This window comes from Saprospiraceae bacterium, assembly GCA_026129545.1.
Taxonomy (GTDB): Bacteria; Bacteroidota; Bacteroidia; order Chitinophagales; family Saprospiraceae; genus M3007.
This window is the reverse complement of record JAHCHX010000001.1, coordinates 2,824,628-2,844,343: the sequence shown is the minus strand read 5'-3', so window position 1 is coordinate 2,844,343 and position 19,716 is coordinate 2,824,628. Positions and strand designations below refer to the sequence as shown.

Sequence of the window (19,716 nt, the reverse complement as noted above, 5' to 3'; positions counted from 1 at the left end):
GGACAGGGATTGGGTAGCGAACATGGAACTCAGTTCCGCACCTGTTGCGCAGGCTGCCCGGTGTAGCGGTCACCTACCACTGTGATTTTTGAGACGGCTTCGTTCATCGCCTTCAATTCTTCCGGCGTGAACTCGATGTCTGCCGACCAAAGATTTTCCTGCAAATGCGCCAGTTTCGTGGTGCCGGGAATTGGAACAATCCAGGGCTTTTGCGCGAGCAAAAATGCCAGTGCCACCTGGGCGGCGGTGTAGCCTCTGTGGTTTCCAAATTCGGTGAGCACATCAATCATCACCCAGTTGGCTTTGATGGCATCGGGTTGGTAGCGGGGCAAACTTGGCCGGTTATCGTTGGCGGCGATGAATTTTGTCCGCTCATTGATAAGCCCCGAAAGATAGCCCCTGCAAAGCGGGCTGTACGGCACAAAGCCGATACCCAGTTCTTCACAGACTTTGAACACATCTTCTTCAGGTTTGCGCCACATCAGGGAATATTCGCTTTGAATGGCGGTTAGCGGCTGCACAGCGTGGGCTTTCCGAATGTCTGCCACGCTGGCTTCGCTGAGGCCAAAGCGCCTGACTTTACCTGCCTGGATTAAATCCTTCACTGTTCCGGCCACGTCTTCCATAGGCACGTTCGGGTCAACGCGGTGCTGGTAAAGCAGGTCAATGTGGTCGGTTTTCAGGCGTTTCAGCGATTGTTCCACCACGTTTCGGATATGCTCAGGTTTGCTGTTCAGGCCCGCCATCTGCCCGTTTTGGATGTTGAACCCGAATTTGCTGCAAATAAGAATCTTCTTGCGGACAGGCGCCAGCGCCTCGCCCACCAATTCTTCATTGACGTACGGCCCGTATACTTCGGCAGTGTCGAACAAGGTAACGCCCATGTCAACGGCTTTCCGAATCAGGTTGAGCATACTTTTCCTGTCCGGCACAAAACTGCGGTGGTAACTCATGCCCATGCAGCCAAGCCCGAGCGCGGAGACTTCGAGGCTGTGTTTCCCAGAGCCGAGTGTGCGGTGTTTGACATTTGTCTTGCCGCCTTCGATTGTTCCGCTTGCCGTTGCGTTTGATTGGGAGGGGTTAACGCTAAAAGCGGGAGTTGCTAAAAGCGATGCGCCGAGGGTAGCGCCGACCTTCAAAAAACTTCTTCTGTCTTGACGTTTCATGTTTTAAAATTTTGTAAAAACTTAGCCAGCCTTAAAAACGATAGTTTTCCTATCAAAAGCGTTTGTCAGGTTCTGGAACACGTTCATTGAATGTTTGCGTAGAGTTGAGGTAAATGATTGTATGCGTGCATAGTGCTGCGCCCCTTTAAAGGTTTGGAAATTGGTGGCGACCTTTTGTTTGGTCTTCAGGCAACGGATGTCGCGCTCGGCTTGGTTGTTGGTGAACGGCACGTTTTGCTCAAAGGCAAAGGCAAGCCACTCGTCCCGGTGCTTGACCAGGCGATTGAGCAGGTTGCGTCCCTTCGAGTTTTTGGGCTTTCCTCTTTTGCCCTGTTTGGGGGGCGGCTCTTCCCTGTCGGCCGATTGGCAGATTTGCTCGAAGTGGTGCCGCCAGGTTTGAGGGTCGGCCACCGACCCGGTGCCCTTTTGGCTGGCTTGGTAGAGTTGCAGGACAAACTGGTGCATTTGGGAGGCCCATTTTGAGCCGTTTTCCGCCAGATTGGTCAGTTCCCGGAGCAGGTGCGCGCCACAGAGGGCGTGCTTGCACTGTTGAAAGTCAAAATAACTGGCCCAGCAGTCGTGCACGGCCCGCTTGGTGAAGTCCTTGAGCAGCGAGGCTTCGGATTCGAGCGCCTCCTTGCCCCGTTTTTTGTGGACGAACAGGTGGGTGAACAGCGCGGTCGAGGCGACGTGGAACCAGTGGAGTTTTTTCTCCACCCGCATGCCCGTTTCATCAAAATGAACCACATCGGAGGCCAAAACCGCCGTTTTGATTTGTTCCTCAATCGGCTCAAGGGCTTGGTACATGCCAGCGTTGGCCGTCAGGGCGGTGCTTTCGTTGAACGAACAGCCCCACAGGTCGCCCATGAGTTGCTCGATTTTCTCCAGCGGCAGTTTGTAGTCGTTGTTCAACAGGACGCTCAGCGCCTTGATCCGGGAACCGTACTGCACAGGCTGGCCTACCTCGGGCGGAAAACAGCCCCAATGCTGCCTGCCACAACAGACCGCCACGCCCAACTGGTGCTCCGTGACCTCCATGCGGGGTGCGGGAATATCGAACACCTGGCGCTTTTGGGCCACTTCAACCACGTCGGCAGTGGAAAAATCCTTCGAACAGCAGGAGCAGGATGTGGCATGGTGCACCACAACGTGGTCCACCGTGTCCACCATCTTGAGCGTCTTGCCTTTGTGGCCCAACTGGCCGCCGCTCTTTTTGGGCGGCTCTTTGGGAAGGCCCGGTTTCTTGGACAAACCATCTGACGACGGCGGCTTGTGACTGTTCTTGCTGTTCATCTTTAGGCGCGAACGCAATTCGGCAACTTCCGCCCGAAGGGCAGCATTCTCGGATTCCAGTGCCTCAACCTTGGCAAGCAAGACCATGACCAAATCCTTCAATACCGATATGTCATTCGATAACTCCATGAACCAGATGTATTCGCTAAAACAATTTTACATTGACTTGGGTTGGATGCCTAAGTTTTTACTTTAAAACTAAACAAAGCCAGCAGCAGGCATGTTTCGATGATTGAATTTCGCATCATGCTTTAGTTTTAATGAGAAGGCTTATTACATCGTGTTTTAGATTCTCCAACACAGAGGTACAGAGGCACGGAGACTCAACATTTTGATTTTCAGTAAATAAACACCTCTATGACTTCGTGCCTCTGTGTTTAAAAACTTAATTCGCAGAGCACTTATTTATCCAAACCTTTTTCCTTCAGAAAATTCGACATCAGGTCGGCGATTTGCAGGTTATTCAAGTCGGAAAACGGGAAATGGGTATTGCCCCGGATGCCGAGTTCCGGCAGATGCACGACGGTTACGTCGCCTCCATGTTTATTGACGGCATCCCGCCACAACCTCGCCATGGCAAGGCGCACCCGCCATCCATCCGCGCCGGGGTTGGGAGAGGGTTTTTCGGGAATATTGTCGCCGTAGTAGATGATGATGGGGATTTTGGTGAGTTTCATAAAATCCGACATCGGCACTGCCACTGCTTCGAGCGTACCGCCGGAACTGGGCATCGGCGCAGGCACTTCCCCTTCCGGGAACAGAAAGCCGCTTCCCGGCTCATAAGACACAATCGCCTTTACGTTTTGATTTTTAACGGCGGTGATCCATCCCATTCCACCTGAGTGAGAATGGGTGACAAGAATGGCGGGGCCAATTTTATCAAACAGCGCCGAAGCGGCATCCGTCGTCACATTTATGTCGATAGGTCCAATATTGGGCGTCATGGACCGGAAATATTGGTTCAGCGTGTTGGTGTCGCGGGCGAATTGTACGCCGTCAAAATAATTGGGCCATATACCCACCCGAAAGATGCCAAACCATTGTTGTTCGTCGGGCGTAGGCGCGATGGTGGCTGGTACCGTGCTGCGGCCTGCATCGCCCCGTCTGGGTTGGTCGAGGAGATACACGCCGAAGCGGCGGCGCAGGAAAATATTTTGAAAACCCTCCCTTCCATCGGGCGTAGTTTCCCAGGTTTTGGAAAACTGACCGATGCCATGCCACATGACCAGGGGCAGTTTTCGGGCTTTCGCGGGAATTTGATAAAAAATATATGCATGGTCGCCGCGGAAGGTTTGTCCATCGGGCGTTGGCTTGTAGGGGTCGAATGTTCCGGGGTTGGCGATTACCGTGCCGCCTACGGCGAAGCTGCCTTGTTCCTGAATCGTGAGCGGGCTGTTGCCCGTGTTGTCTTTCATGGATGCGCATGCAGCAAAAAGAATTGAGGCTGTAATTGATAAAAGGACGAAGCCTATTTTTCGGTTTGTCATTTTTTTGTTTTTGAAAATTCTTTGCTAATGTTGGATGCTATGGGTGTCTCGCACACTGCTGAATGTCAAATCCAGCAACTTCCAATCACCCCCTTGTTTTTTGTAAATTTCGGTAACCGTAAATTGATTCGACACCTCTTCGCCGCGTACCACCGCCAGCAGCGTGATGCGGTTCCAGAGTATGGCGGTGTCGTCAATCATCTCCACTGCCACATCGTGGACATCGGCTTTTTTGTACCAAATACTTCCGGTTTTGATGATTTCGAGCTCCCTGTCCTTGTTCCATGTTCCGCTCATGTGGACAAATTTCGATTGCTTGTGGAAGAGCGGTTCAAGTTTATCCACATCGTTGTCCGCCATCCAGTGCCATTTATTCTTTGAAAGTTCTATGATTTCCTGCTCAACATTCTTAAGATTGGCCTGATAAAAGCTGACCAACTTATTCACCGCCTGCGAAACATACTCCGGCTTCCAATAGGTCTCGATGTGCGTTGCGCCATTTATTAGGAACAATTCCTTGCTTTTTGCATTGGTCGCTTTTCTAAATGCGTCATCGGTCATATAGTAAGTGTCGGCTTTGCTTCCGGCAATCATTAAAAGGGACTGGTCAATCAAATCCATATTAGTGCTTGCATCCCAAGCCATTAAATCCAGCAAACTGCTCATGGTGTACCTGAAGGTGGAATTTGGATGGGCGTGGGTTCTATTGTAGTAATAGTGGCCCTCACGATACAAATCAAACGGCATTTTGTCTGCCATCTCATCGGTCCATTGGGCATCGGCGGCATAAAGTGTTTCGCCTCCGGCCGCTTCCAATGCCCGCGCCTCCGACGCTTGCTTTAGACGCTCCTCAATAGTGGCTATTTGTGAGTTCATAAAACCATTCCGCCGCACCACCCCTGAATTGAACATACTTACCGTCGCAATTGCTTTAAACCGTTTGTCTGCCTGCGCTGCCTTTAAAGAATAACCGCCGCCGCCACAAATCCCGAGCAGCCCCAGCTTTGCAGTGTCAACACCTTGATATAGAGCTATAAAATCACCCATGGCATAAATATCTTCAATGCGGTTTGCCGGCTTGTCTACATTTCGTGGCGTGCCTCCGCTGCCGCCCTGGTATGCCGCATCTGCCGTGATGGTGATAAAACCCTGCTCCGCCAAACGCTGCGCATACAAACCCGCAACCTGTTCTTTTACGCCGCCGTTGGGGTGTGCAATGACAATTGCAGGATATTTTTGGGTATCATCAAAATTCGGCGGGGTATAAACGTTTGCCGCTATTGCAATATCCTTTATTTTATAGGTGACTGGGTGGATATTGACCTTGCCTTTTACATTTTTGGTAATGGCTCCCTCATAGACCAAAGTCCAAGGGTTTTGTTGATTCGTTTTTTGAGCGTTTACAATGCCCATTACCGTCAATATTGTCAGTGCGATTGATGTGATTTTTTTCATTTTTCCTTTGTTTAATTTAACTTGGGTGGTACGGCGGATTTGCAAACCTGCCGTACCACTTGGTTTGGGCAGATTGACTTCACAGCACAAAGGTCTTGGCGTGTTACTTCAAAGATGGTATATGGATTACGGCATCTTCTACCAATTTTACTGGTTGGGCTGCCCCGGCGGTCAAGCTTTTCCGGAAAGGGCTAATTTTGTTGTTCAAAAAACAATTCCGACGTATGGTACGCACCTACAACTTCAATACGGTCAACGAATACAATGCTTTTAACAACCACAAAACGTTGCATCCCTTGGTGAGCGTGATTGATTTCTCCAGGGCAAACCCCAGGTCCTGGGGCGGAGAAAAGTCTATAAGAATTATCTACGGTTTTTACTGCATTTTTTTGAAGGAGGTAAAATGCGGCGACCTGAAATACGGGCGCAATTACTACGACTATCAGGAGGGCACTTTGGTTTTCACCGCGCCGGGGCAGGTGATGGAATTGGAAAACACGGGCGAAAACTACCAGCCCGTTGGTCACGCCCTAGTGTTCCATCCCGACCTGTTGCCGGGCACTGCGCTTGCCAAAAGTATCGGCGATTATGGCTTTTTCAGCTACAACACGAACGAGGCGCTACACTTGTCGGAAAGGGAAAGACAGATTGTCATGGATTGTTTTTCAAACATCGCGTTCGAGTTGCAACAAACCGTTGACAAACACAGTAAAAAGCTCATCGCCTCCAATATCGAACTGTTCCTGAACTATTGCGAGCGTTTTTACGACCGCCAGTTTATCACAAGGGACAACGCCAACAGGGGTATTCTGGAGAAATTCGAGGAACTGCTCAATGCCTATTTTTCATCGGACAAGCCACAGGAAATCGGCTTGCCGTCGGTCGCGTATTGTGCCCGTGAGTTGAACTTGTCCGCCAATTATTTCGGCGATTTAATCAAAAAAGAAACAGGCAAATCGGCGCAGGAATATGTGCAAAACAAAGTCATCGAAACCGCAAAGAACAGGGTTTTTGACACCAATAAAACCATCAACGAAGTGGCTTTTGAACTGGGGTTTAAATACCCGCAACACTTTAGCAGGCTGTTCAAACAGAAGACCGGAATGTCGCCGAGTGCGTATCGGACGCCCAATTGAGACATTGGAGATTTGACAACTTTTCAAAATGTCGAATCTGGCCTATGCGTTTCTGAATTTCAAGGAGCTGATTTCGACATGCTTTTTGAAAAAATTATTGAAATGCGTCACTTTCGTAAAACCGAGCGTATCCGAAATTTCCGACACATTCCAGTTGCTGTGCCGCAGCATGATTTTCGTGGCAAAATGAAGAAATTCAAAAGAAAGGCCGTCAAAGGGTTTTGACGCGCCAAATGACTTTTACAAATCCGTTACATCGTTTTACACGCAAAAAAGCCGCTTACACCCGTGCCACCCACACTTTTGCTGCATTGTTTCACCAAACACAAACAATGTCATGCAAATTCACATTCTCGTTCTTTTGCTCTTCTTTCAGTCCCTCGTTTCCTGTCAGCAGAATCAGGGAGAAAACCAATCCGTAGCGGCCAGCCTCGCTTTCCTGTCCATCTTAGGCAACCAGCAATGCTCAGAAAAGGCTCCGCCAACGGCGGCAAACATCATTTTTCAATCCACAGACGGGGGGCAGAGCTGGCAGGATGTCAGCGACGGGCTGCCCGAGAAGCTGCCGGTCGGACGTGTTTTTGCCGACGGCAACGAAATCTATTTGGCTTCTGGAAGCGGTTTGTACCACAGAAGCACCGCCCTTGTAGCCCGGGTGTGGGAAAAAGAGGCTTTTCTGGACGAAAATGTCACCGATGTCTTCCCCGGACAGAGCGGGCTGTATGCCAGCAGTTACCAGAACGGTTTTTTCAAAGGGATACTGGGCACGGGTATATGGACACCCATGCACAATGCACTGGAAGACAAAACGGTGCGCACCATTTTGGAAACCCCGGACAGAACAGTTTTCGTCGGCTGCGAAAGCGGTATTTACAAATCTGCCGACGACGGGAAGAGTTGGAAACACATCTTTGCCGACGAGGGGGTCAACAGTTTCGCTGTGTCGGGCGATGTGCTGATTTGCGGCTCCTACAGTGGCTTGATGCGCTCGACCGACGGCGGCGAACACTGGGATTGGGTGCTGACGAGCGACGGTTCGGCATTCAAAACAAAACGCATCGAGGGTGGCTTCGTCACCGTCACCGACGGCGGCACACGGCGGGAAGGCAAGCCGAACAAGCTTTACACTTCTGCCGACGAGGGCAAGACTTGGCAGCGCATAGACGAGGGGCTTTCGCTGGCTCGTGATATTTACGATATAGTGCAAGCGGGTAAATACCTCTTTTGCAGCACCGATGCTGGCATCTCCCGCTCCACCGACGGCGGCAAAACATGGGAGCTCATGCGCCCTCGAACCGACGAAAAGGAGATGTTTCATTTAGCCGTTTCGGGGCAAATGGTTTTTGCCGTGCAGGTGTTCGGGTGCTAAAAAATGCGTGAATCGGCTAAATACCTTTCTCGCTGTGTGTGCTGTTGGCAAGTGGCGACATCAACTGTTCGCTGGGGTTGTGTAAAAAAGCCCCACTCTTTTGAGGCTTTTTGCACAACCCCCAAAAACCTCCTGCCTTTCTTGGCGGGGATGCTTCAGCGGCAACAATTATTTGTTCTGAGATGGCCAGAGGAATGTCAAGCGAATATCAATAACGCTGCAACACCTGTCGCACTTCCTCTACATACCCGCCACCAAAAAGGTTGACGTGAACCAGCAAATAGTAGAGCTGATAAATGCCTATTCGCTCCTCAAAACCAGCCTCTATTGGCCACGCCGCCGCATAGCTCTGATAAAAAACAGGGTCGAAGCCACCAAATAACCTGCTCATGGCCAAATCCAACTCACGGTGCGAAAAGGAAGCGGCGGGGTCAATCAGCACGGGCTTGCTCTCCGCGTTGCAAAGAAAATTGCCGCTCCAAAGGTCGCCATGCACGAGCGCGGGCGGCTCGTGGGGGCAGATGGATTCAAGCCGTTTGCATAGCTGCTCCAAACGTCGCTCGTCGCCCGTGTTCAGGCGCTCAAGTTGGCAAGCCAGTTTCATTTGGGGCAGCAGGCGTTGTTCTGTGTAAAAGGCTGGCCAAGTGTCGTGCCGGGTGTTTGATTGGGGTAGGGAGCCGATGAAATTGTCGTGTGCAAATCCAAATTGCGCGGAGGTGGTGCTGTGCAATACTGCCAACGATTCGCCGAAATGCTCCCAAAAATGACGATTGCGTTGGCCCGGAGCGATGTATTCGAGCAAGATAAAAGCGAATCCTTCCACAGCGCCATGCCCTAACACCTTAGGTACTGCTATCACTTTGGATGCGCCCAGCAACGCTAGTCCCAATGCTTCGGTTCGGAACATTTCAGGGGCCTGCTCCCCTGAGTTGAATTTCAGGAAAAAAGTCGCGCCATTGTGGGTTGCGATCAAGGCTGCCCGATGGATATCGCCCCCCGAAAGTGGTTTTGCGTGTAGCCGGGATGCGTTCAACAATTGCTGAAGATGCGATTGAAGTGGGATAGGGAGCATAATGGTGTAGATTGAAAAAATGAGTACCCAACTTTGGAATTAAATCTATCTTTGCCGCGTTTTCGGACACACAATGTCAGGGCCCGTAGCTCAGGTGGTTAGAGCGGCTGACTCATAATCAGATGGTCGCGGGTTCAATTCCTGCCGGGCCCACCAAAGCACAGCAAAAATGCGAATCGGCCTCCGCTCAATAGAGTGGAGGCCGATTCCTTTTCGCGTCAGGAGCATTGCTTACCGTTTTGCGGTGAAGTCGTACTTTAAGCCCCAGTATTCTTTTATGACCATTTTCACGGAGCCAACAGACACGGGGGTTTCTATCAACAATGGGATGCGATTTTTATCGTCTGACACCCATACGGTCATCTTTGTACCGTCCTTGAACACCTCCCCAGCGATGACATCCGGCTGAAATTTCATGGTGTCGTACTTGCCCATGCCATAAACCTTCTTCTTTGCTTCCTTGCCCATGTACTTCATTTTCAGTGGGAATTCTTCCTTGTCCATGAAAATACGGAATGGAAGAGCGTACCCCGGTTGCTGGCTGGCAAAATCCACGTTGCGCAAATTATAAAGGCTGGAGAGTACGTCGTGCACACAATCTTGCACCGTGTGCTCGGTTTTTGTTTCTGATTCGCCCTTTTTCTTGGAGCGCCAAACGGTCATCTTGCGGTCGCGCTGATTGAAGGAAATTTTTTCAAAAATATGGTAATTGCCTTCATTCACGCTCCGCTCTGAATAATTGGGCAGCAAGGTGTTTTTGTCCACCCAAGAATTGTATTCGTCGCGCACCGAGAAAAACCACTCATAAGAGGGATAGGTGGAGCCAATGGCTTGATAATGCCACTGATTGCCTTCGTCGAAGATTTTGAAGACGACCTCGCCAGCAGGCACCCACACAAAATTGAGGTTGTAGTAAATTTTGTAGGTGATTTTTTCCCCGTTCTGGAAGGTCGTGTTAGTGTTGGCGCAAGGCTCTGGGCCACTGCCTTGAACAGTGGGACTTTGAGGCGTGAAGGCAGTGAGCGAAAGGCCGAGAAAGAGTGCTATTGGTTTAATCGTCATATCCGAGTGATTTGGTGATATTGACGGAAACGAGTGAAAAAGTACCGAGTAACGCGGGCAAAATTAGGTTTATTATCCATAAAACGAAGGTTGCAGACAGGCTACTGATTTCGTTTGCGCCAAAATGAGACCACGCGAAAACGGCAAGGCTACCCCTTACCAACAGGCCTGCCAAGGCTGGCAATGGCACGACCGTTTGCAACAGGTATATCGTTGCCACGCCTGCATACCCTGCTAAAAAGCCGACGTTAACGCCAAAAAAATGCAGCAAAAGGACGTATTGCGTCGAATAGATGGCGTAGCGCAGCACCGACCAGACAAGTATGTTGGTCAACGTGGTGCGTTCGATTTTTTCGAGAAAATAAACATCGCGCAAGTAAGAGGGAAGCCGGTTCAGAAAAGGAATCCGCCGGGCAAGTGGCAGCAAAAGCCGAATGTTAAAAAATAAATAAAACAGCGCCGCGAGCGGCAAGGCCGACAAAACCAGCAAGCCCGCTTGCCAGGAAGTATCCCATGCAAACACCTGCCCCGCAAACCATAAGCCACCCAATATTCCGCTCGAAAGCAGCACCAAGTATTGGCTCATGCTGCCTACCATGTTGGCCAATAGTGCTTTCCATTGGTTTTCTGGCCGAACAAACAAGATACGGGCACCGTATTCGCCCACCCGATTGGGCGTGAAAAGGGCAAAACTCATTCCTGCCAACACTGCTTGTAATGCTTTCCATCGGGTCATTGGCTCCGTTCGGGCGACGAGTGGTTGCCATTTTTGCACTTCCGCCAACCAATTGAATGGAAGCAAGCCGACAGCGCCTATCAGCCACCACGCATTGGCATCGCCCAACTGAAGCCAAAAAGTAGCGGCGATTTCTCCCAGATTGTCCCGCTTGGACAGTTCGAAGTACAATACTGCCGCAGGCAACGCCATCGCCAACGCTTTGAATGAGAAATTGAGCAGACGTTTTTGAACGGAGCGTTTCCCCATCGCCACGCTGCGCGTATTGGAAGAAAACATGGAGCGAAGTGATGTGTGTTTTTTTGGGGGGGAATAAAAATGGGCAATTCACCCAAGAGTGAACTGCCCATCTATGTCTTGACGCAAACTTTTGAGAATTAAAAGCCAGCGTCTTTGTTGCCTTGCATCTTGCCACCCGTGCCTGCGTTCGGGCCTTCGGGGCGAGCCATTTCGGTTTCGCCTTTGGCAACGCGGAATTCCACGCGGCGGTTGGCCAAGCTCGAGCTGCTTACTGGCACCACCGGGCTGCTTTCGCCAGCCCAGTTGAGGATGACGCGGCTGCGGTCAATGCCATGCTGCGCTACCAAAAAGTCAATGGCAGCCTTGGCGCGGTTGTAAGACAGAACGTTGTTGTGGCGCTCTGAACCACGACGGTCGGTGTGACCAACGGCCACTACCTTGATGTTCGGGTTTTGCTTGAGCACAGTAGCGACTTGGTACAGTTTCTCATACTCACTGAAGCGGAGTGCGTAGCTATTGTCAGCAAAGTTCACGCTGGGGAAGAACCAATCGTTGGTCTTTGGCTCCGGGAACTTAATGGCTGCGATTTTCGCGTCAACGATGCGATTCACTTCCGGCTCGGTGGTGTATTTTGGCACTTGGGCTACACCATCAGCATCCACGGGGAAGCCGGGAGGCGAGAAAGGTTCTTTGTCTTTGTAGTCGGGTACTTTATCGCCATCGCTGTCGAGCGTCACGCCACGAGTGTCAACGCGAGCACCTGCTGGGCTATTGATTTCTTGGTCAATAGCGTCAATGATGCCGTCGCCATCCGTGTCGGTCGGGTCGTACACCGGGCGTGCTTCCAACGCTGCAATGGCATCGCCGATTTGCGTCATCGGGTTGGCCCAATAGAGCGGCTCGGATTTTTTCAGACCAGTTTTCTTGTCTGTGCCACCCAAGTTGAAGTTGAGCGAAAGGTGGGGAAACTGGAGAAGGTCACGGTAGGTCGTGACCGGGCGACCGACGTTCTCGTCGCTATCAAGGAGGTCTGCTCTGCCGCCGAAGACGGAGTAAACAGTGTGCTCAAGACCGATGTTGAACCGTGGGCCAACGCGGAAAGCCAAGCCTGCACCCAGTTCGAGGTGGCCAGTGGCGCTCGATTCGATTTTGCCCGATGTAGAGCCATCCGTTTGTTGGATGTTCGTGAACTCGGTGCTGTAGCTGTTCACGCCAACACCAGCAAACACGTTGATGAGCAGCTTGCGGTGTGGCTTGTTGAAGCGGAAATTGTTGACAGCCACGACAACTTGCCCACTGCCCGAAAGCCAAGTGTTCTCGGAAGTGCGTATGCCCTCTTCATTTTTGGTGGAAAAATAATTTCCGTTGAAACGAAGAGAGAAAAGGTGGTCGAGGGACTTGCGCACATGCAAGCCTGCACCGATGCCGGGGAATTTGGCATCAATGTCGCCAACAATGAAGGGTAAGCCCAAGTCCACCCCCAATTCCCATTGATCGGCAGGGGAGAACGAGCGGTAAGTGCCCGTCGGAGTGGATTCCTGTGCGCTAAGCGCGAAGGAAACAAGAGCAAAAAGGAGAGCAGAGAATAATTTTCTAACCGTCATAGGGTCACTGCTTTTTTGAATGAATGAATGTTAACAGTTTCGTAATTGTTTTTGGAAAAAAATGTTCAGCATTGAAGGGTTTTTCGGGAAAATCGGGCGCAAGTTCCCACAAGTTTTTGAAAAAGAGGCACTAAACCCCCAATTTTCTTAGCGCCAAAGATAGAGCGTTGGTGGAAATTTGAAGGGGAACGGCATTTATTTTTAATGTTTCTTCCAATGCACGGCGGATGGTGCTTGAAGTGTCGCCGAAAATGGCTTGGTCTGTCATGGCCGCGTCGGGCTGCATCAGGTAAGCAAAAACCCGCGCCATGCCACAGTTGGCAATGAAGTCAGGAATCACGCCCGTGTGTTCGTCGGCATATCGGGCGGTAGGCCCAAAAAACACCTCGTCGTCCACAAACGGCACATTGGCACCACACGCAATCACCTCCACGCTGCCATTCAAAAGGTCGTCCACTTGAGCACGGGTCACTAGCTTGGAAGCGGCACCGGGAATGAAAATATCGGCACCCATTTTCCAGATTTTTTCATTCGCTTCATCGAATGGCAGCAAGTTGTCCGCATTGAGTTTGTTGCCCAATTTAGCATTGAAAAGGTGCTTGACCTGTTCCAATGTCAGGCCATCAGGGGCCAATATGCCCCCTTCCCGGTCAATGATACCGATGATTTTCGCCCCTTCTTTTGCCAAGTAGCAAGCTGCCGCAGAAGCGACGTTGCCCCAACCTTGTATGATGGCCGTCTTGCCCGATGGCGTTGTGTGGTGGTAAAGGTCATAAAAATGACGCACCGATTCGGCTACTCCGTAGCCCGTGATGAGGTCAGCCACGGCGTGTTTGACGGTGCCGCCTTCAGGCACGAAGTCAGCGTCTTCCACAATCTTGGTGCAGCCATAACGCAGTTGGCCTATAATGTTGATTTGCTGGCCTTCCGTGGGCTTCAAGTGACCTTTCACGATGCCCTCCTGCGGGTGCCAGAGGCCAAGTGCCTCCGTGATGGGCACCACGTCTTTGATTTCGTCCACGTTGAGGTCGCCACCCGTCCCGTAGTATGATTTGAGCAGCGGAAGGACGGCACGATACCAGCGACCCAGTACCGCCCAACGCCGAGGGTCGGCGGGGTCGAAATTGATGCCGCTTTTGGCACCACCTATCGCCGGCCCGCACACGCTGAATTTTATTTCCATCACTTTGGCAAGCGAGATGACTTCTTCGCGGGTCAACCCTTTGCGCATTCGGGTGCCGCCGCCTGCCGCGCCGTTGCGGAGTGAATTGATGACTATCCAGCCAGCTGCATCTGTCTCAGTGTCGTGCCATTCAAAAACGATTTCGGGGGTCTTGGCTTTGTACTTGTTTAGCAGTTCTTCCATGTAGTGTGGTGGTGTTCAGTTTTTTATGGGGGAATAATGGGCATCGGTTGGGCTAATTTTGGATTGGCCTGATTTGGCGGCGCAAAAGTAGAGAAAAAGCAATCGGAAAAGCCGTTGATAAAAACTGTTTACTTTTCGGCAAAAAAACGAGCGGTGTCTTGGCGCCGTCTTACCTACGCTCACAATGTTGCAAAACTGGCTCAAACCCCTTTCGGCATCCTTTATTAAATCCGCGGACTCGCTTTCGGCGACGCATTTTGGGAAAAACATACTCGTTTTTCGGGACCAACTGCCTGACCTGAAGAAAGTGAAGGTCGCATTGGTAGGCGTGGGGGAAAAAGAAGCAAATGTCGTGCGCGAAAACCTTTACCGCACCGCCTGCCCATTTCCCAAAGGCACGGTGGCCGACCTCGGCAATTTGAGAAAGGCAGAGGCTTCGCTGCTCATTCCGGTACTCTATGAATTGCTGTTGGGAAAAGTATTGCCCATCGTCGTCGCAAGTAAGGACGAAATGGCTCGTGCTCAGTTTTTTGCCTATCAGGATGCCAAGGCATTGGTCAACATGGCCGTTGTGGATGAGCGATTTCGATTGGGTGGCAAAGACGAGGTTTACACGCCTTTGCTCTCCCCCGTCCACCCGCTGCTCTTCAATTTTGGTCTTGTTGGCTTTCAGGCACACCAGACCCTGCCGGAACTCTCCCAATTTTTAACCCAACACAATTTTGACGCGGTACGACTTGGCAAATCAAGAGCAGCCATAGAAGAGACAGAACCAGTGCTGCGCGATGCCGACTTGTTGGCTTTTCACTTGGGGGCCCTCAAGCAAAGCGAAGCCCCCGGCGTGACATCTGCTTCTCCATCCGGATATTTTGCGGAAGAAGCTTGCCAACTGTGCAGATATGCGGGCATGAGCGACAAGTTGACCTCTTTCGGCATTTATGGCTATCGCCCCGAACTCGACCGCGACGCACAGACCGCGCAGGTGGCCGCGCAAATGGTTTGGTATTTTTTGGAAGGCTTCTTCGGCAGGAAAAACGACTTTCCGACATCGAAGACGGGCCTTACTGAGTACATCGTCGCGTTCAGGCAGCTGAACTATCAACTTACCTTTTGGAAAAGCTCGAAAAGCGGACGGTGGTGGATGCAAGTGCCAGTAGCGAGCAAGAAAAAATTGGAGCGTCATCGGTTGGTGCCTTGCTCTTATCAGGATTATCAACAGGCTTGTAGGGAAGATTTGCCCGAGCGGCTCATGCAAGCCTTGCAGCGGTTCGGCTAGGTTTTGAAATCCAACAGCAACTGTTTCACTTCCGACTGAAAATTGTCCGCATCGTTGTCGCAGAACACTACCTCGACGGGCAACACGAAAATGGGCGCACGGCTTTCACGCAAAAAAGCCTCGTGGAGCTCAAGCCGTGTCGCGTCTTTTTCGGTCGTCAAGATGACTTTGTTGCGATAGGGTAGCGCGTCGAACCGGCGCAGGATGTCGTTCAAGTCCGTTTCGTCGAAATAGTGGTGGTCCTCGAATTCCATCGTTTGCACCGAGCCTGTTTGGTTTTGCAGATATTGTAGCAAATAGTCCGTGTTGGCGATGGCACTCACCAATAATATATGTGTGTCGAGGTCGAGCGGGCGACGCACTTCGGGGCTGAACAAACCGTAAGGCTGCCCATATTGGTAGCGTGTAAAATAAATGTGCTGACGCGGGTAAGGGTCAATTTCCATCATAAACTCATAACGCTGGTGGGGCGAGAGGTCTGGAGGGCATTTCGTGACGATAATGATATCCGCACGGCGGTATCCGTGCCGCCATTCGCGCAGCCGCCCCGCGGGAAGGAGCCAATCACGGGTGAAAGGGCGGCTGAATTCGGTGAGCAGGATATTCAAAGCCGGAGTGACGGCGAGATGCTGAAAAGCGTCGTCGAGAAGCACGCATTGTATTTCTGGATTGCGGCGCACTAGCTCAGGCACGCCCAAGGCCCTGCTTTCACTGACCCCGATGGGGATTTGGGGAAACTTTCGCTTGAATTGAAGCGGCTCGTCGCCCACCCTTTCGGCGTTGTCAATCACCGTCACCGGCAAAAAACCATAAGTCTTGCGCCCATAGCCTCGGCTCAGCACCGCGACGTTGATGTATTGGTCGAGCCAACGCAACATATACTCGATATGCGGCGATTTGCCAGCCCCGCCCATTGACAGATTCCCGATGGAAATGACCGGGAGGTCGAACCGAACACTGCGCAAAGCGCCTACGCGATAGAGCAGGTTGCGAATACCCACCCCTATCCCATAAAGCAAGGCGAGAGGGAGCAATAATACGCGAATGACGATATCTTCTGACATATCACAGCGGCTCGTTGAATAGGTATGCTGCGCGATTTTTGTTGAATCGGCGACAAAAGAAAAATCCCGAAGGCAAACAACCCTCGGGACTTTTAAGTGGTACCTCCCAGAATCGAACTGGGGACACATGGATTTTCAGTCCATTGCTCTACCATCTGAGCTAAGGCACCAGCCTGCTTGGAAAAGCGGGGGCAAAGATAAAACGACTTTTCGCAAATGCGAAAGAGGTATTTGCGATTTTTTAAAAAATGCCTCAATAGCGTTGGATAATAGACGTTGAGCGTTGGACATTTGGCGTTGAAACAACCATGGCCCACATCACTTTACCAACGTTTCCACCACCATGTTTTCCAATTACTTAGCTGCTCCTTTTGTTCTTGCCACGCTGCTGCTGCTATATCTGGCTTGGGAACGCGATGCGAACTATGCAGTATGGATGATTCCTTTCGTGGTGTCGGCAGCCGTCATCTATATTTTTGCCCCGCAGATAAACTGGTGGTGGTATAGCCGTCGCCCGCCACAATTAGAACCAAGCCTCATTGGCCTGTTGGAGCGTTTTTCTGGTTTTTATCAGAAACTCTCGGCGCCCGACAAGAAGAAATTTCGGGACCGTATCGTGTTGACCCGCATGGGCACCGATTGGGAACCAATGGCTTTTGAGGATGAATCCGTGCCTCCCGATGTCCAATTCGCGCTTGCCATACCGTCCGTGATGCTGACGTTCCGACGCGAAAAGTTTTTGTTGGAAAAATTTGAAAAGGTCGTCGTGTTTCCCCGCCCGTTCGCCACGCCGGAATACCCTTACGACCATGCTTCCGAACTATATGCGCCTGATGGCTGTCTGCTTTTCTCGGCAGAACAGGTGATGCGTGCTTTTGCCGAACCCCAGAATTGGTACAACGTGGCGCTGCACGAATACGCCAAAGCTTATGCGCTCTCCTACCCCGACGAGCCGTACCCGCCTTTTTCAGAATCGGATGTATGGGAAAAACTGGAGACTGCAAGCAAAATGCCGCGTCAACATATCGAATCGGTCATTGGCATCGCGGGAGTGGATGCGCTCCCGGTTGCAATCCATCATTATTTCTCATTCCCGGCATCGTTTCAGTCTGTTTTCCCTGACGAGGCAGCGACGTTCCAGCGCATTTTCGGCTGAGATTTTCGCACCTTTGCAGTGCTGACCTAGCTGACACACCTTAACCTTGCTTAGTGAAATGGGCGGGTTGTTGCTGCAACCTTTTCAAATCCAAATCAGTCGGACATCAACTATGCCTTCTCACCACTCAACCCATTCCTCTCCTCTAAAAATAGGCACACGCGGCAGCAAGCTCGCGCTTTGGCAGGCCGAGTTTACTCGTTCAGAGCTGGCTCGCGTCGGCGTGGAAAGCGAATTGGTCATCATAAAAACACAAGGAGACTTGGTGCAGCATCTGAGTTTCGACAAGCTGGAAGGCAAGGGTTTTTTTACGAAAGAAATAGAGGAGGCGCTGCTGCGCGGCGAGATTGATGTCGCGGTACATTCCATGAAGGATTTGCCTACCAGTCAGCCTGAGGGGCTGGTCATCACTGCTGTTTCGTATCGAGAGAACCCCGCGGATTGGCTTATCGTTCGTGCAGACGCGGTGTCGGAAGGCGCTATTTTCAAGCTTGCAAAAAATGCCGTAGTGGGCACATCTGCCAACCGCAGAAAGGCGCAACTCCTTGATTTTAGGCCCGATGTGCGGCTTCAAGACATCCGTGGCAATGTGCCAACCCGCCTCGAAAAATTGCGAGGCGGCGATTTCGATGCCATTTTTCTGGCAGCCGCCGGCGTGACACGATTGCATCTCGACCTGTCCGGCTTCATTTTGGTCGAGCTCAATCCACGCGAGTTTGTGCCAGCGCCAGCTCAAGGCGTATTGGCGTGGCAAACCAATCGCGACGACACCACCACGCGCCATATTTTAAGAAAGATTCATCACCCGGAGATTTCTGCCTGCACCAATGTGGAACGCAGGGTGCTGCAAATGCTCGAAGGCGGCTGCCAATTGCCATTGGGGGCCTACTGCGAACGCGACGAGGCAGGGCATTTCCATGCCTTCGCGGCCTGCGACATCGGCGGCGCCATGCGTCGGGTACGGTTGTCGTCGAGCACACATTATGGCATGGCTGAAAAATTGGTCACTGAACTGAAAAATGGCCCCGCTTGAATGTTTTTTCAGGTGCCGTCCGAACTCAAATTTGATTGTCTTGTTTCCAAGAAATTGGCAACCATATTTTATCACAAAACGAACAATCGAATTTATGGCCACTTTCAAAAGAATCTTGCCTTTTGCCGCATTTGCTCTCCTTTTGGCGGCGTGTTCCCAATCCTCAAAAGTTGACCCCGCACAAGCCGCAAAAGCTCAAAAACTTGCGGGGAAATACATGGGCATCACCCCCTGCGCCGATTGCGAGGGCATCGAGTACACGGTGACTCTCAATCCCGACTTCACTTACACCGCCTCTATGATTTACAAGGGGAAGAGCACCGACCCATTTTCTTCTTCCGGGAAATGGTCTTATTCCGCCGACGACAAAATAAAGTTGGACATGACCCCGCCAGAGGGCATGAACCAGTTCGAAGTGGGTGAAAATCAAATCACGATGCTCGACCAGCAGGGCAACAAAATCACGGGAGCCTTGGCCGACAGATACATTCTATATCGAGAAGGCTTTGCTCCGCCCCCATCGCCCCACGCCAAGAAAAAAGAGGCTGGCATCAACTTCATTGGCATGGGGACAGAGCCATTCTGGGCGCTCGATATTGACTTTGAAAAGTCAATGCAGTTCAATGTGTTAGGAGGCGACACCATCAACGCCCCTGCCGTGAATGCCAAAAACTGGTCGGGCGGCAATCTGGTATATGAGGCCAAGACCGACAAAGGAACGCTCAACGTCGCCATCCGCAAGGAAGCTTGCAACGACGGCATGAGCGACAACCAGTACGAATACTCTGTCACCGTGAAGTCAGGCAATAAGGAATACAAAGGCTGCGGTGTCTATCTCGCGGGGTCTTTGGGGAGCCTCTGGACGTTGAAAAGCATCAACGGTGCCGCGCCCGACTCGGCTGCGTTCATGAGAGGGAGGCCCGTGCTTCAGATTGATGCTACCCAAGGGCGCTACTCTGGCACTGATGGCTGCAACACCATCAACGGAAAAATTACGATGGACGGCGGCAAAACCACTTTCTCGCCCGGCCCCTCTACCATGATGGCTTGCCCCGGCAATGGCGCAGCCGACTACGTCAAAGCCCTGTTTGGAGTGACGGACCATAAGCTAACAGACACGGAATTGACGTTGCTCACTGACGGGAAGCCTGTGTTGGTGTACGGTTTGTAACGGATGTATTGTCTCGCAAAAGAAAATCTC

General features: G+C 51.5%; 17 protein-coding genes and 2 tRNA genes. 8 read left to right on the top strand and 11 right to left on the bottom strand.

Annotated features, from left to right (window positions below; all coding sequences use genetic code 11):
- Positions 1-29: 29 nt before the first annotated feature.
- The 4 genes from KIS77_10955 to KIS77_10940 form a co-directional block, all read right to left on the bottom strand.
- Complete coding sequence (locus KIS77_10955; GenBank protein ID MCW5922855.1) at positions 30-959, bottom strand: aldo/keto reductase; 930 nt, start codon at positions 957-959, stop codon at positions 30-32.
- A gap of 228 nt (positions 960-1,187) precedes the next feature.
- On the bottom strand, positions 1,188-2,588 hold the full coding sequence (locus KIS77_10950) for an IS66 family transposase (protein MCW5922854.1): 1,401 nt from the start codon (positions 2,586-2,588) through the stop codon (positions 1,188-1,190).
- Between the two features lie 272 nt (positions 2,589-2,860).
- On the bottom strand, positions 2,861-3,874 hold the full coding sequence (locus tag KIS77_10945; protein ID MCW5922853.1) for an alpha/beta fold hydrolase: 1,014 nt from the start codon (positions 3,872-3,874) through the stop codon (positions 2,861-2,863).
- Positions 3,875-3,970: 96 nt separating this feature from the next.
- Entirely contained in the window at positions 3,971-5,401 is a 1,431-nt protein-coding gene (locus KIS77_10940; protein MCW5922852.1) for a DUF4440 domain-containing protein, read from the bottom strand.
- Positions 5,402-5,625: 224 nt separating this feature from the next.
- Here KIS77_10940 and KIS77_10935 point away from each other — a divergent pair, with 224 nt between their 5' ends.
- From KIS77_10935 to KIS77_10925, 3 genes are all read left to right on the top strand, one after another.
- A complete protein-coding gene (locus tag KIS77_10935) occupies positions 5,626-6,537 on the top strand; it encodes a helix-turn-helix transcriptional regulator (protein ID MCW5922851.1) in 912 nt (303 codons plus the stop codon).
- 12 nt (positions 6,538-6,549) lie between these two features.
- The gene (locus KIS77_10930) at positions 6,550-6,762 is read left to right on the top strand and encodes a hypothetical protein (protein ID MCW5922850.1); all 213 of its coding nucleotides are present in this window, start codon (positions 6,550-6,552) and stop codon (positions 6,760-6,762) included.
- A gap of 112 nt (positions 6,763-6,874) precedes the next feature.
- Entirely contained in the window at positions 6,875-7,906 is a 1,032-nt protein-coding gene (locus tag KIS77_10925; protein MCW5922849.1) for a hypothetical protein, read from the top strand.
- 208 nt (positions 7,907-8,114) lie between these two features.
- On the opposite strand, the gene KIS77_10920 is transcribed toward KIS77_10925, so the two are convergent.
- Positions 8,115-8,978: a fructosamine kinase family protein gene (locus tag KIS77_10920; protein ID MCW5922848.1), complete on the bottom strand. Its 864-nt coding sequence runs from the start codon at positions 8,976-8,978 to the stop codon at positions 8,115-8,117.
- Positions 8,979-9,057: 79 nt separating this feature from the next.
- Here KIS77_10920 and KIS77_10915 point away from each other — a divergent pair.
- Positions 9,058-9,134 (top strand) — tRNA-Ile (locus tag KIS77_10915).
- Positions 9,135-9,209: 75 nt separating this feature from the next.
- Here KIS77_10915 and KIS77_10910 read toward each other — a convergent pair.
- From KIS77_10910 to KIS77_10895, 4 genes are all read right to left on the bottom strand, one after another.
- Positions 9,210-10,040: a DUF3108 domain-containing protein gene (locus tag KIS77_10910; GenBank protein MCW5922847.1), complete on the bottom strand. Its 831-nt coding sequence runs from the start codon at positions 10,038-10,040 to the stop codon at positions 9,210-9,212.
- Positions 10,030-11,055 carry a flippase-like domain-containing protein gene (locus tag KIS77_10905; protein ID MCW5922846.1) on the bottom strand — a complete coding sequence of 342 codons (1,026 nt, stop codon included), beginning with the start codon at positions 11,053-11,055 and terminating at the stop codon, positions 10,030-10,032. The genes KIS77_10910 and KIS77_10905 overlap by 11 nt, the downstream gene beginning before the upstream one ends.
- A 98-nt stretch (positions 11,056-11,153) precedes the next feature.
- Positions 11,154-12,620, bottom strand: coding sequence for an OmpA family protein (locus tag KIS77_10900; GenBank protein MCW5922845.1), 1,467 nt, complete (start codon positions 12,618-12,620; stop codon positions 11,154-11,156).
- A 130-nt stretch (positions 12,621-12,750) separates the two neighbouring features.
- On the bottom strand, positions 12,751-13,986 hold the full coding sequence (locus KIS77_10895) for a Glu/Leu/Phe/Val dehydrogenase (protein MCW5922844.1): 1,236 nt from the start codon (positions 13,984-13,986) through the stop codon (positions 12,751-12,753).
- A gap of 184 nt (positions 13,987-14,170) precedes the next feature.
- On the opposite strand from KIS77_10895, the gene KIS77_10890 reads away from it, so the two are divergent.
- Positions 14,171-15,262 carry an arginase family protein gene (locus KIS77_10890; protein MCW5922843.1) on the top strand — a complete coding sequence of 364 codons (1,092 nt, stop codon included), beginning with the start codon at positions 14,171-14,173 and terminating at the stop codon, positions 15,260-15,262.
- Here KIS77_10890 and lpxK read toward each other — a convergent pair.
- A complete protein-coding gene (gene lpxK / locus KIS77_10885) occupies positions 15,259-16,326 on the bottom strand; it encodes a tetraacyldisaccharide 4'-kinase (protein MCW5922842.1) in 1,068 nt (355 codons plus the stop codon). The genes KIS77_10890 and lpxK overlap by 4 nt on opposite strands.
- Before the next feature lie 97 nt (positions 16,327-16,423).
- Positions 16,424-16,496, bottom strand: a tRNA-Phe gene (locus KIS77_10880).
- A gap of 173 nt (positions 16,497-16,669) precedes the next feature.
- Between KIS77_10880 and KIS77_10875 the strand changes: the two genes are divergently transcribed.
- The 3 genes from KIS77_10875 to KIS77_10865 all read left to right on the top strand — a co-directional run bounded on the left by KIS77_10875 (position 16,670) and on the right by KIS77_10865 (position 19,686).
- Positions 16,670-17,482: a hypothetical protein gene (locus KIS77_10875; protein MCW5922841.1), complete on the top strand. Its 813-nt coding sequence runs from the start codon at positions 16,670-16,672 to the stop codon at positions 17,480-17,482.
- A gap of 112 nt (positions 17,483-17,594) precedes the next feature.
- On the top strand, positions 17,595-18,515 hold the full coding sequence (hemC, locus tag KIS77_10870; protein ID MCW5922840.1) for a hydroxymethylbilane synthase: 921 nt from the start codon (positions 17,595-17,597) through the stop codon (positions 18,513-18,515).
- A gap of 94 nt (positions 18,516-18,609) precedes the next feature.
- On the top strand, positions 18,610-19,686 hold the full coding sequence (locus KIS77_10865) for a copper resistance protein NlpE N-terminal domain-containing protein (GenBank protein ID MCW5922839.1): 1,077 nt from the start codon (positions 18,610-18,612) through the stop codon (positions 19,684-19,686).
- The last annotated feature ends 30 nt before the right edge of the window (positions 19,687-19,716 follow it).